The 14,115-nt window shown below is 52.3% G+C and carries 12 protein-coding genes; 3 read left to right on the top strand and 9 right to left on the bottom strand.

Going from position 1 to position 14,115, the window contains the following annotated elements; translation table 11 throughout:
* Positions 1-199: 199 nt before the first annotated feature.
* The 5 genes from fdxA to ACR02O_RS01875 all read right to left on the bottom strand — a co-directional run bounded on the left by fdxA (position 200) and on the right by ACR02O_RS01875 (position 4,980).
* Entirely contained in the window at positions 200-523 is a 324-nt protein-coding gene (gene fdxA / locus ACR02O_RS01895) for a ferredoxin FdxA (RefSeq protein WP_033158287.1), read from the bottom strand.
* A gap of 148 nt (positions 524-671) precedes the next feature.
* Positions 672-2,777: an elongation factor G gene (gene fusA / locus ACR02O_RS01890; protein ID WP_033158286.1), complete on the bottom strand. Its 2,106-nt coding sequence runs from the start codon at positions 2,775-2,777 to the stop codon at positions 672-674.
* A 219-nt stretch (positions 2,778-2,996) separates the two neighbouring features.
* Positions 2,997-3,935, bottom strand: a complete 939-nt coding sequence (locus ACR02O_RS01885) for a ketopantoate reductase family protein (RefSeq protein ID WP_494522687.1) — start codon at positions 3,933-3,935, stop codon at positions 2,997-2,999.
* Positions 3,932-4,624, bottom strand: coding sequence for a DnaA regulatory inactivator Hda (gene hda, locus ACR02O_RS01880; RefSeq protein WP_458138657.1), 693 nt, complete (start codon positions 4,622-4,624; stop codon positions 3,932-3,934). The genes ACR02O_RS01885 and hda overlap by 4 nt, the downstream gene beginning before the upstream one ends.
* Positions 4,625-4,635: 11 nt before the next feature.
* The gene (locus ACR02O_RS01875) at positions 4,636-4,980 is read right to left on the bottom strand and encodes a DUF2069 domain-containing protein (RefSeq protein ID WP_033158283.1); all 345 of its coding nucleotides are present in this window, start codon (positions 4,978-4,980) and stop codon (positions 4,636-4,638) included.
* A 105-nt stretch (positions 4,981-5,085) separates the two neighbouring features.
* Between ACR02O_RS01875 and ACR02O_RS01870 the strand changes: the two genes are divergently transcribed.
* The gene (locus ACR02O_RS01870; protein ID WP_458138656.1) at positions 5,086-5,652 is read left to right on the top strand and encodes a YceI family protein; all 567 of its coding nucleotides are present in this window, start codon (positions 5,086-5,088) and stop codon (positions 5,650-5,652) included.
* Positions 5,653-5,746: 94 nt separating this feature from the next.
* Entirely contained in the window at positions 5,747-6,190 is a 444-nt protein-coding gene (locus tag ACR02O_RS01865) for a GNAT family N-acetyltransferase (RefSeq protein WP_458138655.1), read from the top strand.
* A gap of 266 nt (positions 6,191-6,456) precedes the next feature.
* Here ACR02O_RS01865 and ACR02O_RS01860 read toward each other — a convergent pair whose 3' ends face one another.
* The 3 genes from ACR02O_RS01860 to ACR02O_RS01850 form a co-directional block, all read right to left on the bottom strand.
* The gene (locus ACR02O_RS01860; protein ID WP_494522686.1) at positions 6,457-8,814 is read right to left on the bottom strand and encodes a TonB-dependent siderophore receptor; all 2,358 of its coding nucleotides are present in this window, start codon (positions 8,812-8,814) and stop codon (positions 6,457-6,459) included.
* Positions 8,815-8,917: 103 nt separating this feature from the next.
* Complete coding sequence (locus tag ACR02O_RS01855) at positions 8,918-9,874, bottom strand: FecR family protein (RefSeq protein WP_494522685.1); 957 nt, start codon at positions 9,872-9,874, stop codon at positions 8,918-8,920.
* 110 nt (positions 9,875-9,984) lie between these two features.
* Positions 9,985-10,509 (bottom strand): RNA polymerase sigma factor, encoded by a 525-nt coding sequence (locus ACR02O_RS01850; RefSeq protein ID WP_458138652.1) that lies wholly within the window; start codon positions 10,507-10,509, stop codon positions 9,985-9,987.
* A 462-nt stretch (positions 10,510-10,971) separates the two neighbouring features.
* On the opposite strand from ACR02O_RS01850, the gene ACR02O_RS01845 reads away from it, so the two are divergent.
* Entirely contained in the window at positions 10,972-11,559 is a 588-nt protein-coding gene (locus tag ACR02O_RS01845) for a Uma2 family endonuclease (RefSeq protein ID WP_445367337.1), read from the top strand.
* Between the two features lie 71 nt (positions 11,560-11,630).
* Here the strand turns inward: ACR02O_RS01845 and ACR02O_RS01840 are convergent, their stop codons facing one another.
* The gene (locus ACR02O_RS01840; RefSeq protein ID WP_494522684.1) at positions 11,631-14,012 is read right to left on the bottom strand and encodes a TonB-dependent siderophore receptor; all 2,382 of its coding nucleotides are present in this window, start codon (positions 14,010-14,012) and stop codon (positions 11,631-11,633) included.
* Positions 14,013-14,115: the final 103 nt, after the last annotated feature.

The following is a 14,115-nucleotide window of genomic DNA, read 5'->3' as shown; positions in this document are numbered from 1 at the left end:
AACAGCCTAACGCGAGCAAAGTGCAATCCAATGACTACATCTTTTCAATGGCGAAAACACGAGGGTCGTAGTGCGTAACCACGAAATACTATCGCTAACTTGCGGGATTAAGTGCTAGTGACTAGCGAGTGCTTTAACGCTGGGTTGAGCCCATGCCGGAAGGGCATGGGCTCGGTATTTCATTAATCAATGGCAGTTCTTACTTTTCCAACAACGCAAATTTACCGGGTTTGCCGTTCCATTCGTCGGCGTCTGGTAGAGAGTCTTTCACTTCCGTAATGATAGGCCATTGTTTGGCCAGTTCCGCGTTCAGCGCTGCGAAGTGTTCTTGGCCTTCCGGCAATTCGTCTTCCGCGTGGATGGCGTTGGCTGGGCACTCGGGTTCACAGAGGGTGCAATCGATACATTCGTCGGGATCGATAACCAGAAAATTGGGACCTTCATGAAAGCAATCGACGGGGCATACGTCAACGCAGTCGGTAAATTTGCATTTGATGCAGTTTTCGGTGATTACAAAAGCCATATTGTTCTTCCAAGGTTAGGTAAATGAACAAGCTGCCGTGCATGGCGGAAGCTTTATGGTTAAAAATGCACCTGCCGCTTAACGCGGCAGGTGGCTGATCGGCAATATTAAGCAGAATAAGGGCCGACAAGATCAGCCCGTATAATGCTTATTTGTCTTTGTTACGTTCCTTAACTTCCTTGATCACCTCTTCCGCGACATTGCGTGGGCAAGCGGTGTAATGCGAGAACTCCATGGAGAACTGGCCGCGACCGGAAGTCATGGTGCGCAAATCGCCAATGTAACCGAACATGTCGCTCAGCGGCACGTCGGCTTTAATACGCACACCGGTAACACCGGCATCTTGCGATTTGATCATGCCGCGGCGACGGTTCAAGTCACCGATTACGTCACCGACATGCGCATCCGGTGTGAATACGTCCACTTTCATGATCGGCTCCAGCAATTGCGGACTACCTTTTGGGATCGATTGACGGTACGCGGCACGGGCAGCGATTTCGAAAGCGATGGATGAGGAGTCGACCGCGTGGAAAGCACCGTCGGTCAGAATGACTTTGAAGTCCAAGCAAGGGAAGCCTGCCAACACACCTTTGTCGATACTGGCTTTAAAGCCTTTTTCGACAGCAGGCCAGTATTCGCGAGGTACGTTACCGCCGGTCACTTGTGATTCGAATACGAAACCGCTGCCTGCTTCGCCTGGCTCGATGACGTAATCGATTTTCGCGTATTGACCGGAACCGCCCGATTGTTTTTTGTGGGTGTAGCTGTCTTCGATGCGTTGGGTAATGGTTTCGCGGTAAGCCACCTGTGGTTTACCCACGTTGACGTCTACACCGTGGGTACGGCGCAAGATGTCGACTTTAATGTCAAGATGCAGCTCACCCATACCTTTGATGATGGTTTCGCCGGATTCTTGGTCGGTTTCAACGCGGAAAGAGGGATCTTCTTGCACCATTTTGCCCAGCGCAATACCCATTTTTTCGTTACTGCCTTTGTCTTTCGGTGCAATCGCAATGGAGATAACGGGATCCGGGAATACCATCGGCTCCAATGTGGCCGGTTTGTCGGGGTCGCACAGGGTGTGGCCGGTTTGCACGTTTTTCAAACCGATCAACGCGACGATGTCGCCGGCTTGTGCGGTTTCGATCTCGTTACGGTCGTTGGCGTGCATTTCCACCATCCGGCCCACACGTTCGGTTTTGCCGGTGTAGGTGTTCAATACGGAGTCGCCTTTTTTCAGCTTGCCGGAATAAACACGGACGAAGTTCAGGGCGCCGAAACGGTCGTCCATGATTTTGAAAACCAGCGCGCGGAACGGACGTTCTGGATCGACAATCGCGTGTTCGCCGGTTGGTACGCCTTCGATATCGGTTTCAGGCTGCGGGTTAACTTCGGTAGGATTCGGCAGATATTCGATAACACCGTCCAGTACCAATTGCACGCCTTTGTTTTTGAACGAAGAACCGCAATAGGTCGGGAAGAAATCCATCGCGATGGTACCTTTACGGATGCAGCGTTTGATTTCTTCGATGGTGGGTTCTTCGCCTTCCAGATATTTTTCCATGATGTCGTCATCTTGGTCGGCGACTGAATCGATCAGTTTCGCGCGCCATTCTTCGACTTGTTCCACCATGTTGGCGGGCACATCTTGGATTTCGTATTTCATTGGATCGCCGGAGTTATCCCAGACCCAGGCTTTGCGAGTCAACAGGTCGACCACGCCGACGAAATTGTCTTCTTCGCCGATAGGCAAGGTCATGACGACCGGTTTTGCACCGAGTACGTCTTCGACTTGCTTGACGACGCGGTAGAAATCCGCGCCCAATCTGTCCAGCTTGTTGACGTAAATGATACGAGAAACTTTGGAGTCGTTCGCATAGCGCCAGTTGGTTTCGGATTGCGGTTCAACGCCGCCGGAACCGCAGAATACGCCGATGCCGCCGTCCAATACTTTCAAGGAACGATAAACTTCGATAGTAAAGTCAACGTGGCCCGGGGTGTCGATGATGTTGAAGCGGTGTGGCTCAAATTGCTTGGTGCTGCCCGCCCAAGAACAGGTAGTGGCCGCTGACTGAATGGTGATACCGCGCTCGGCTTCCTGAGCCATGAAGTCCATGGTTGATTCGCCTTCGTGAACTTCACCGATTTTGTGGATTTTTCCGGTCAGCTTCAAAATCCGCTCGGTTGTCGTGGTTTTACCGGCATCGACGTGAGCGAAGATGCCGATGTTTCTGTAAAGCGATAGATCAGTCATGGTTATACTCTAAAAATGGACATAAAAACTTTTAAACCCCAGCACCATTGCCACGGTTGGTTGTGGATCACATAGCTGCTAGTCTAGCGAAGTATGCGGCCGGTCTTCGCTTTGCAAGGTCTGAGGCGAAATTCACACGGCTTCTTCAAAGACAGGGTCAATGAAAATCTTCACATTCTAACCGAAAAATAACAAAAAGCAGAATGTCAATTGTGTGAATTAGCTAAGAAGGCTATTAGAACGGATTTGCAGCTCCCGGAGTTGCATCAATACATAAAGCGACTGCAGGCAAGGACAGTCTAAACCTTGCCGCTGGGCGGCGCGCACCGCGTTGCCGAGAATGGCTTCGGTTTCCATGGTCTGTCCGCGTTCGAAGTCCAGCAGCATGCTGGTTTTATAGGGTGGCATATCACAGGTCAGAGCAATGTGTTTTTCGACAATATCGGTCGGGAGCGGATGGCCGCAAGCCGCGGCAATACTGCAGACTTCCTGCATAACGCGGCGCACAAAATTTTCCTGATTCTGCAATATCGCCTGAGTTGCCAATCCGCCGGACAGTACCGATAGCGGATTAAACGGCGCATTCCACACGCATTTTTGCCAGCGGCTGGCGACAATATCTTCACTAATCGCGCATTCGATGCCGGCTTGTAGGAACAAATCGCGCAAATGCGATGTTTTAGGTTCGTGGCTATCTGACAGATTACCCAGAATCAACTTGCCGTAAGCCAAGTGGCTAATCTCGCCGGGAGCCAGCCGGTTACAGCAAATAAATGCCAAGCCGCTGATTAACAGATTGTCCGGGAAAGCTTGTTGCAGCTCCTGTTCAATCTCGACACCGTTTTGGATCAGCACAATGGTGGTTTGCCGAGCGACTGCATCGCGAATCAACGCAACTCGATCAATGTCCGGGGTTACCTTGCTGCATAAAATCAGGTAATCGGCTTGACCATCGTAGTTCGCGGCATCGCGCAATACCTGGCTAGGCATGAATTGCCAAGTGCCCAGAGCATGGCTTTCGATACGATACCCATGCTGTCTGATGACATCATAATCGGAGCGGCACACCACTGAGACTTCCGCGCCAGCCTTAGCCAGCAGGCCACCGTAAAAGCCGCCGATGGCACCGGCACCCACGATCAATACCTTGGCGCTCATGTTTCCTCAGCCAGAATCTGCTTTAAAAACGGAATGGTTAATTTGCGTTGCGCGGCCAAGGTGGCGCGGTCGATTTTTTCCAGGAGCAGCCATAGCGCTGCTAAATCGTGAACATAATGATTCAACAAAAATCGCCCCACTGCCGGCGGAATGTCGAAGCCCAAAAAATGGGCTTTATAAGTCAGTGCCTCGATTAACTGATCGTCGCGCAAAGGCTGGATTTTTAAGGTCAGTCCCCAAGCCATCCGGGTTTTCAGGTCGGGTAAGTCAAAGCCCAAAAACTTTGGTGGGCAATCGGCAGCCAGCAGCAATTTATGATTGTTCTGCCGATGCGTATTATAAAAAGCAAACAGCGCGTGTTCCCAGTCGAGGTGGCCGGCCAGCGCTTGCATATTGTCGAAACAGACCAATTCCAGATCTTCCAGGCCGTCCAACAAGGTCGGTGCCGGCAAATGGTCGATGTCAAAAGCCAGATAGAACGGGTCTTTACCCGCCAGTTTGGCTTGCTGGCAACAGGCCTGCAACAAGTGGCTTTTCCCGCTGCCGGCATCGCCCCAGATAAAAATTTGCTGTTCCTGGCCGTTCTCTGCCAGGGCCTTTAATTGCGTGACGATTTCGGCGTTATTGCCGGGAAAAAAACTGGCAAAGGTCTGATCGTTCTGAAACTCGAATTGTAACGGGACTTGCATGCCGCCGGTGCTCAGGCTTTTTCCGCTTTGTAGACATACAGGCCGGCGCCGAAGCACAGCAGCAGGCTGAACAACACTTCCAGCAGCGCATAAGGCCGTTCTATTTGATTGACATAGGCTTCAGCGGCGCCATGCGCGAAATACGGTAGGCTCAAATAACACATCCAGGTGCAGCTTTTCAGGTTGCGGTTTAATAAGCCTTTAAACGGCAGCAATAGCGGTCCGGCCGAGATTAACAACAGCAATGCAGTGGGCAACTTGTTCGATGGTGACAATAGCGTATGCCAAGCCATCATTAACAAAAACAGGCCGAAGAAGCCCATCAAGGCCGCGTAATAGTAATAGATTCGTTGCATGAGAGCGGCAAATGGCCAGAGTGATAGAGTTAAGCTGATCTATTATCACAAAGTCTCTGCAATAATGCAGTGTCGCTCGTTTTTTAACCCACAAAGGAGATAGACATGATTCGAAAACTTTGCTCCATAACCGCTGCCGGCCTGTTGAGTTTTAGCGTGTTGGCCGCCGATAGCTATACCATCGATAGCCATCACACCTTCCCCAGCTTTGAAATCAGCCATTTGGGTTTTTCCACGCAACGCGGCCGTTTTAACGAAACCAGCGGCAAAGTGACGCTGGATACCGCAGCGGGTAAAGGCAGCATAGACATCAGCGTCAACACCGCGTCTATTAGTACCGGTTTGAAGGAGTTGGAAGAGCATTTGCGTGGCAAGGAGTTTTTCGATAGCGGGCAATATCCGCTGATGACCTTCAAATCTGACAAGCTCAGTTTTCAAGGCGAAAAATTGGTCGGTGCGGATGGCATTTTGACCTTGCACGGCATCAGCAAGCCGGTGCATTTGGACGTTGAGCACTTTTACTGCGGGATGAATGTCATCAGATTAAAGTACACCTGTGGCGCCGATGCGGTCGGCACGATAAAACGCTCGGAGTTTGGTATCGACAAATATGTGCCGGCAGTGGGCGATGAGGTCAAGGTGCTCATCCAGGTTGAAGCTGTTAAGGATTAAGTTGCCCAGCGTTTTGCTCAATGCCGAACCAATCTTTACCTTGCGCCGAAATCGGGTGTTACACAATGCTTTTAATGCTTAGCCGGAGACGGGGATGGAAATAAGCTTAGCCAATGCGGCCGACATCCCGGCGCTTTGTCTGCTACTAGGCGAATTATTCAGTCAAGAAGCCGAGTTCCAGCCCGATTATGCGGCTCAGCATCGGGGCTTGGCGCGCATCATTGCCGACCCAAACATCGGTCATATTCTGGTGGCGCGGCATGAATGCCAAATTGTCGGTATGGTGAATCTGCTTTACACCGTCTCAACCGCGCTGGGCGAACGGGTGGCCTGGCTGGAAGATATGGTCGTGTCAAGCGAGGTTCGCGGCCTAGGTCTTGGTAGCCGGTTGTTGGAACACGCGGTCGCATTTGCCCGCCAAAATGGCTGTCGCCGGCTCAGCTTGTTGACCGACGCCGATAATCTGCATGCTCAGCGCTTTTACCAGCGACAAGGTTTCAGCGCGTCTCAAATGTTGCCGATGCGCTTGGTTTTTTGAATAACAGTGCCGCATTGCGCAAAAATGGCCCGCTTTTGTGGTCGGGGGCAACGTGCGGATGGGTAATGATGTTTATCCCTGGGTTGCAGAAAACCGGCTGGCGACGATGTTTTTTTCCATGTCGCCGGTGATCATCAAGGAAGTGCAGCCGGTCCTGCTTAACAAATAGCCCCATTTGTCGCCCATTACTAACCCCGCCCTCAGCCCAAACGATTTGGGGCGGTGGATGCGCGGAGTTTTTCGTCCATCCTTATCCTTAGCGGCTTTTAGAACTCATATTTCAACGAACCCAATACGCTGATGGGTGAACCTGGAATGCTGGTGTGGCGTCCACCCGACGTATTTGCGTAATAGTCCTTATCCAAAACATTATTGATGTTCAACTGCAAAGTAAGCTTGTGTTGACCAATGCGAGGGCTATACGCCGCCATCGCATCCACACGAGCGTAGCCGGGCAACGAGCAGGTATTGGCGGTGTCGCATGGCCGGCTACCGACGGCAACAGCACCTAAGCCCGCTTTAAAAGTATCGGTAAACTGCCAGGTACCCCACAGGCTGCCCTGGTGCTCGGGTACATTCTCCAAGCGATTGCCTTTTAGTCCGCTGAAGCTTTGCACATAATTAACCTGGGTATAGGCATACGTCCCCAACAAATGCAGTTGCTCGGTAATTTGCCCAGCCAGATCCAACTCAATACCTTTACTGCGGATTTTGCCGGCCAGAATCTGGTAGTCAGGATTGGCTTCGTTAGGATCGTCGGTTAGCAGATTGCTCTTGGTTAAATGAAAAAACGCCAGGGTCGATGAAAAGCGCTTGTCCTGTGACTCCGTTTTAAGGCCGATTTCATATTGCTTACCAATCTGCGGCTCAAAACTGGTGCCGCCGACGCTCACGCCATTGTTGCCGCTGAAAGATTTCGTGTAACTACCGTAAACCGACAGCCAATCCTGGACTTGGTAAAGAATACCTGCTCTCGGGCTAAAAGCGTTGTCTTCCCGCTCTATCCGTCCGGCTTTGGCCGCATCCAGGGACGCAGTCGAGGCAATGGCTCCCGTGGTGACGTTGTCGTAGCGACCGCCCAACAAAATGTGCAGCTTATCAAATAGCGTTATCTGGTCCTGGGCGTATGCGCCCACCCACGATTCCTCGCGATAAAAGAATCTGTTGTAGGTCGACAAAGCGGCAAAGTTTACTTGCCCATAAACCGGATTGTATATATCGATAGAAGCTGCTGAACCGTTTGCGGACGGGGCCTCGGTCGTGGCATGGAAGCCGTCGACACCGACCAACAGGTTGTGCTTGCTGCCCAATATTTCGAATTTGCCGTTCAAATCTATATTGCCGGAATGCGTCCTTACATCTTGTACGCCCACCGAGGCCGAACGATTCAGAATGCGGTTGTTAGCCTGTAAGCCACCGTTGAAAATGGCCGGACCGCTTAGCGACCAATCTTTAAACAGATAACGCTGGGTAATTTTCCAATCGTCGTTAAAGTGGTAAGTCCAGTCGTAGCCCACCAGTGTACTTTCCACGGTTTGGCGCTGAAAGCCATCTTTTAGGCTGCGGTCGAAGGGAATGGCTGCCGGGCGGTTGCCAATCGCGGGAATGCCGAAATCCGCGTTAAAGTTGTCATGCTTGTATTCAAGCTCGAGATTAGTTTCGAACTTTTCATTCGGCCGCCAGGTAACGACCGGTGCCACAAACACGCGCTCGTTGCCGACAAAATCCCGGAACGACTGATTGTCCGTGTAAGAGCCATTGAATCGATAAAGCAGCGTCTTGTCGTCATTAATTGGTCCGGTGGCATCGACCAAGGTGCGATATTGATCGTAAGAGCCGAACTGTTGTTGCAGAGAATAGTAAGCAGTATCCAGCGGTTTCTTGGTCACATAATTCACCAAGCCGCCGGGCTCAATACGGCCGTAAAGCACTGCGGCCGGGCCTTTTAATATCTCCACCTGCTCGATATTGGCAATATCGTAAATGTCTTGGCGATTGAACAAGCCATTGCGGTAGGCATCGCCAAAACCGGAACCGGCAAGGCCGCGAATGATGAAGTTGTCGTACAAAAAGCCGCCGCCCGTGCGGCCCAATACGCCGCTGACATGGCCGTTTACTGCGTCGGGCAAGGTCATGGACTGTTTGTCCGCCAGCACGGCTTTAGGCACTACCTGAATCGAAACCGGCGTCTGCATGATCGGGGTATCGGTCTTGGTGGCCGTCGTGGCATTGGGTCGATTGTAATCCGGGTTGTAGGGATCGGTGGCGTCATATACGGTCTGACCGACGACATTGACCGGTGGTAGTGTCGTCGAGTCTTGGGCGGCCGCTTTGACCGACACCGAGCCGTCGGCGGCAATCGCAAAACTCAGGCCGCTGGCGGATAACAGCCGGCTGAGCGCCTCGTTCAGCGTCATGGTGCCTTTTAGCGCCGGCCCGTTACGGCCGGCAACGCTGTCGTGCGCGTAAAAAATTTGTACGCCGGATTGCGCCGCCAGTTTTGGCAGCGCCGCCGCCAGTTCCTGGGCCGGGATGTCAAAGCTGTAGGTGGTTTCGGTTGCCCGCACTTCGCAGGCTGAGGCCAACAAGGCGCCGAACAATAGCGGTTGTGTTAAAAACTTCATCCATCTTCTCCTTTTGCGTGGGTTTCCAGAATGAAACGTACCAAGCCGAAAAAGACGCCAAAAATTATTGGAGGGGAAGACGCGCTGTGCGGTCTTGGCGGCCTCAGCGTCCGGCTAATATCACCTGTCCCGGCGAAGGTCGCTGAATATTGACCGGCAGCGTCATCGCGATCACATTTAGCGCGCCATCAAGGTTACCGATATGGAAGGTGCCACTGACTTTTAGTTTGGCCAGGTTTGGGTCGGCCAAGCTCAGGCGGGTGTCATGAAAGCGTTCCAGCTCGCTTAATACCTCATCCAACCGCCGGTTTTCGAACACCAGTTGACCGCGCAGCCAGGCTGTGATGGTGGCCGGTTTGTCCTGGCTTTCCAGAAAGTCGCCGCGCTGATCGTAAGCGAGTACTTGATTGGCGCTGATTTCCCGGCTGCCGGTCGTCACAATCTTTACCGCGCCTTCCAGTACTGCGACAGCGACCTGCCGGTTTTGCAAGCGCACGTCGAACTCGGTGCCAATATCAACGATACTGCCATGGCCGGCCTGCACCTCAAACGGCTGTTGCGGGTTGTGGGCCACACTAAAAAATGCCTCGCCCTTGATCAATTCAACCGAGCGCCGCCAACGGTTGACCCGTAGAGTCAGCTCGGTATCGCCGCTCAGTTCCAAACGCGAGCCGTCGGCCAGATTTACGGTTTGGCGGCTGCCGCGCTCGGTTGCATAGTGGCGAGGGTAGCCGTACCAGCCGTACTCGGAAAAAGTGGCGATGCTCAAGCCCAATAGCAGCGAAGCGGCTAACGCCAGCTTGCTAAGGCGGCGCGTTCGCTTGTGGGGAGCCAGGTAGCTCAGCGCTTGCCGACGCACCGGAAAGTCCCGGCCCTTATAGCGATCCAGTCTGTTCCAACGGCTGGCCAACTGCTGATAAATGCGTCGCCGGTCTTCGCCTAGCGCCAGCCAATCTGCGAAGGCCTGGCGATCTGCGGGTGTGCAGGCAGCCGAATCCAGCCGCAGAATCCACTCTATGGCTTGTTGCTGCAAAACGGTTGAGGTCTCGATGTTGGGCATGTTAAACAGAGGACATTAGGTTGCGCTTGGCGAGCATTATCACGTAGCCGCCCAACATTTAAAATCCGGCAAATGAAGCGGTGAGAAAAACCGCTGCGCCGCCCATGAGCTCAGTCATCCAACGAAGCAAAACGCAGCAGAACGTGTTGCGCGGCGATCCCGAGCAAGCGCACGGAATTACGTTCGGAAACGCCCAGTCGCCGGCCAATTTCCTTGTGTGACAATCCTTCCAGCCGGTAAAGCACGAAAACGTTGCGGGTTGCCTCCGGCAATTCCTGCAAAATGCTGTTTAAGGCATGCAACTCCTGTTGCGAGGCTAATTTATCTTCCGGTAATGGCTCGGGAGTCGGTATGTCATGCAATGCCTGATCGTCGCCGTTGTTTTCGGCATGAAAACGGTCGCGGACGTTTTGCCGGCGATGTTGATCGACGCTGAGATTGGCGATCGTTCGATATAGAAAGGCCCTGGCATTATCGATTGATTCCGGTTCGGGGTGCTGCATCAGCCGCAAATAAGCTTCCTGTACCAAATCCTCGGCAAACTCATTGCCGCTACGCAGGCCGGCAAACACCCGGAGTTCCTGGCTATGCCGCTGAAATAGCCGATCAAACAGCGATGGTTTGGATTTTGGCACTAACAAGACTCGGTGACGAAAAAGATAACGGTTAGGCAAACTACCAAGCAGGGCTGGACTTAACGGCATGGCAGCCGGACCAATTCCGGTTTGGAGGGGTTGATCTAACGGAATACCTCGCAAAAAACATTCCATCCGGCCGAATTCAAATCGATAGACAGGTTTTGGCTGCAATTAAACCGTTTGCAAACAGTTGCTTGAGTTACCCGTAACGGTGGTTGCTTGTGTTTGGGCGGCGGGAGTTTTTGTGGAACCGGGTGCGTTAGATCACGCAAAATGGCTTTTAGATACGCCAAATCACACAGGTTTTTTCCGCATTATCAATTTCAGGGGCAATTGCCGAGCGCGGCATGCTCAAACCTGAGCAATCCTGCTGCCGTTAGTCGAGAATTCCCCCTTGTATTCCCAGGCTAGGTCCCTAACAATATCTTCAAGCAACGCAAGCATAGTTGGGAGCGAGTCATGGCGTTACAGCAAGAGCAAGACAGTTTTTATCTGAGCGAAGAGGAGTATCTGGCCACGGAGATCCATTCCGACGTTAAGCGCGAATATATCGACGGCCGGATTTATGCGATGGCCGGGGCCGGCTATAACCACAACTGTATCTCGGCCAATATTTTGGGCGAGTTCCGAAACCATTTGAAAGGCACGCCCTGTGCAACGTTCATGGCCGACATTAAAGTGCGGATGGGTAAGGATTACGTTTATCCCGATGTACTGGTGGATTGCAGCAAAATGGCCGGCGACGATGTTTTTTCCACTTCGCCGGTCATCATCGTGGAAGTACTGTCGCGCTCGACCCGCAAAACCGACACCACCACCAAACTGCTGCGCTACATCAATTTGCCGTCCTTGCAGGAGTATGTGTTGATAGAACAGGACATCGTTTCGGTGCAGGTGTTGCGCCGGAACAAGCACTGGCTGTCGGAATATTATTTTTTGGGCGATGCGGTCACTTTCGAATCCATCGGTTTGACCTTAAACGTGGAAGATATTTACGACCGGGTCGATAACCGCGATATGAATGAATTCAGGCAAGATAAGCTTTGATCCGTCGTCGGCGTGAAAACGATGAAACCTAGGCCGGGTTCGCTCGATAGAGCGTAACCCGGCCTACGTGACTAAAACTCCACCTTAACCGAGCCCAAGAAAGTCCGTGGTGCACCGGGCATGGTTTGGTAAATAAAATTACCGTAACCGTTGCTGGATGCGATGTATTCCTTATTCAAAAGATTTTCTATGTTGAATTGCCAGGTTATACGGGAAGGTCCGGCTTTGTGCTGGTATTTCAACATCGTATCGACGCGGGTATAGCCGGGTATTTCGAAGCTGTTATCGACATCCCCCGAGCGCTTGTCGACCACGTATACACCGGCGCCGGCGCTGAAGCCCTGTGCTCCCAGACCGGAAAAATCATAGGTGGACCATAAACTGGCGGTATTTCTGGGGATATTCTCCAGGCGATTGCCGGCTTTGCCCACGCCGCTGAACGGCGACTCGTTGCCGCTGGTGACAACTGCGCCGATGTAGGTATAAGTGCCAATGATGTTCCAGTAATCGGTCAACTGCCCTTGCAAGTCGAACTCGATGCCTCGACTGCGTGCCGCGCCGATTGTGGCGTAAAAGCTGTTGTTAGGGGCCGGCAGTTGCGATTTGATATTGCTTTTGGTCAATTCGAAGAACGCCAGATTGGCGCGCAATTGTCCATCCAACCATTCGCCTTTCAAGCCAAACTCCATTTCCTTGGATTTTTCCGGGGCAAAGGCCGAACCGTCGATAGGCCGTCCGGCATTAAAGGTATTAAAGCCGTTGACGTAATTGACGTAAGCACCCAGCCACGGCACGGGTTGGTACAACAAACCTATGCGCGGACTAAAGTTGTCGTCGTCGGTGTGATTGGTGGAAACGCCTTGCGCATCGTAATTGCTGTGCATGGCATTATCGAAGCGTCCGCCCAGCAATAAATGCCATTGATTCCACAACGAGATTTGGTCCTGAATGTAAATGCCGTACCACTCATTGACGGTATCGTTCTGTCCTCCTAGCGGCAGGTCCAGCAACTCGGTATATCCGTATTGCGGGTTGAAGATATTGATATTGGGAGCGGTCGCATAAGCGCTAAACAGATTTCTGTTCTTGGAATGATAGTAATCAGCACCCAGCAAAACAGCATGTTTCAACGCTCCCGTCTCGAAGTGACCGGTGATGTCCACGGTGCCATAGTGATTTTGAAAATCGTCGCTGGTCTTGATAAACCCTCTAGCCAAATTTCCCAAAAGATCGGCGTTTTCATTCGAAGAAGTCTGTGCGGTTAAAAATGTTTGGTTATGGGTTGAATATTTTGCCCGTACTTTCCAGTCTTGATTAAACTCGTGGGTCAGGGTTAAGCCGCCGGTATAGGCTTCTTTGTCGGCAAAATCCGTTGGTTCGTTGCCGGAAAAGTGAAATGGAATTTTGCCGGGAATCGCTCCCGACTGCTGCAAGCTGTATGGGATTCCGGAATCGGCGACGTCTTTAATGTTCTGATACATAAAATCCAGATCTAGCCGGGTATGATCGGTAATGTTCCAGCTTAGGCTGGGCGCTACAAAGTCGCGGGTGACCGGATGGTTATCCCTAAACGTCGCGCTGTCCAAATGCTCGTAATTCAGACGATAGGCCAATGCACCGTCTGCGGTGATTTTATTGGTGGCATCCAGCAGGGTGCGGTAAGTATCGAAGGAACCAAATTGCTGTTGAAGCGAATAATAAGCATCGGTACGGGGCCGTTTGGTGACGATATTGACCAGACCGCCCGGTTGGGCGCGGCCGTACAACATGGCCGAAGGCCCTTTAAGCACCTCAATGCGTTCGGCGTTAGCCAGTGAAATAGGCGTGTTGGGAGTTAAAACGCCGTCACGATAAATATTATTGGTGTTGGCGAAACCGCGAATATAGAGATTTTCGTCTTTGTCGTTGCCGAAGCCCCAGCCTTTCGCAACGCCGCTGACGTTTTTCAGGGCGTTTTCCAGACCGATGGCTTGCTGGTCGTCGATGACGGCTTTGGGTAGCACTTGTACGGAAATCGGGGTATCGAACAGCGGCGTATCGGTTTTGGTCCCGGTCACGGCGTTGGAGACTGAGTAATCCTTGTTGTAAGGATCGCTCGGGTCACTCGTGCCTTTGACTAACACAGCGCCTAACGTTGTCGCATCGCTGCCGGAGGATGCTGGTTTCAACGTCACAGTACCATCTGCGCCAATACTATAAGTCAAGCCGCTGCCGTTTATTAACTGACGGACCGCTTCCTCGACGCTAAATTCGCCTCGCAGCGCCGGGCTGGTCTTGCCGGCGGCGGATTGTTCGGCATACAGCATCGCTCTGCCGGATTGATTTGCCAGTTGTTGAAGCGCGGAGGCCAAACTTTGGGCGGGAATATCGAAATGGCGTTTGTCGTCCTCGGCGTAGGCTTGCGCCGAGATCAGCGCGATTGCGGTCGCCAGGCGTTTTATCGTCAATGTCATGCTCCATGTCTCCATTGGTTAAGGGGTCATGGGCATAGACGCAGTCGATCAAAAAAGCCGCCAGCAAAACGATAGTTTATTTTGTGACGACCGGCGTTAAGGG

The sequence above is a fragment of the Methylomonas sp. PHL2-19 genome (assembly GCF_059331595.1).
Note: the sequence above shows the minus strand (reverse complement) of the source record. Positions and strands in the feature narration are given on the sequence as shown.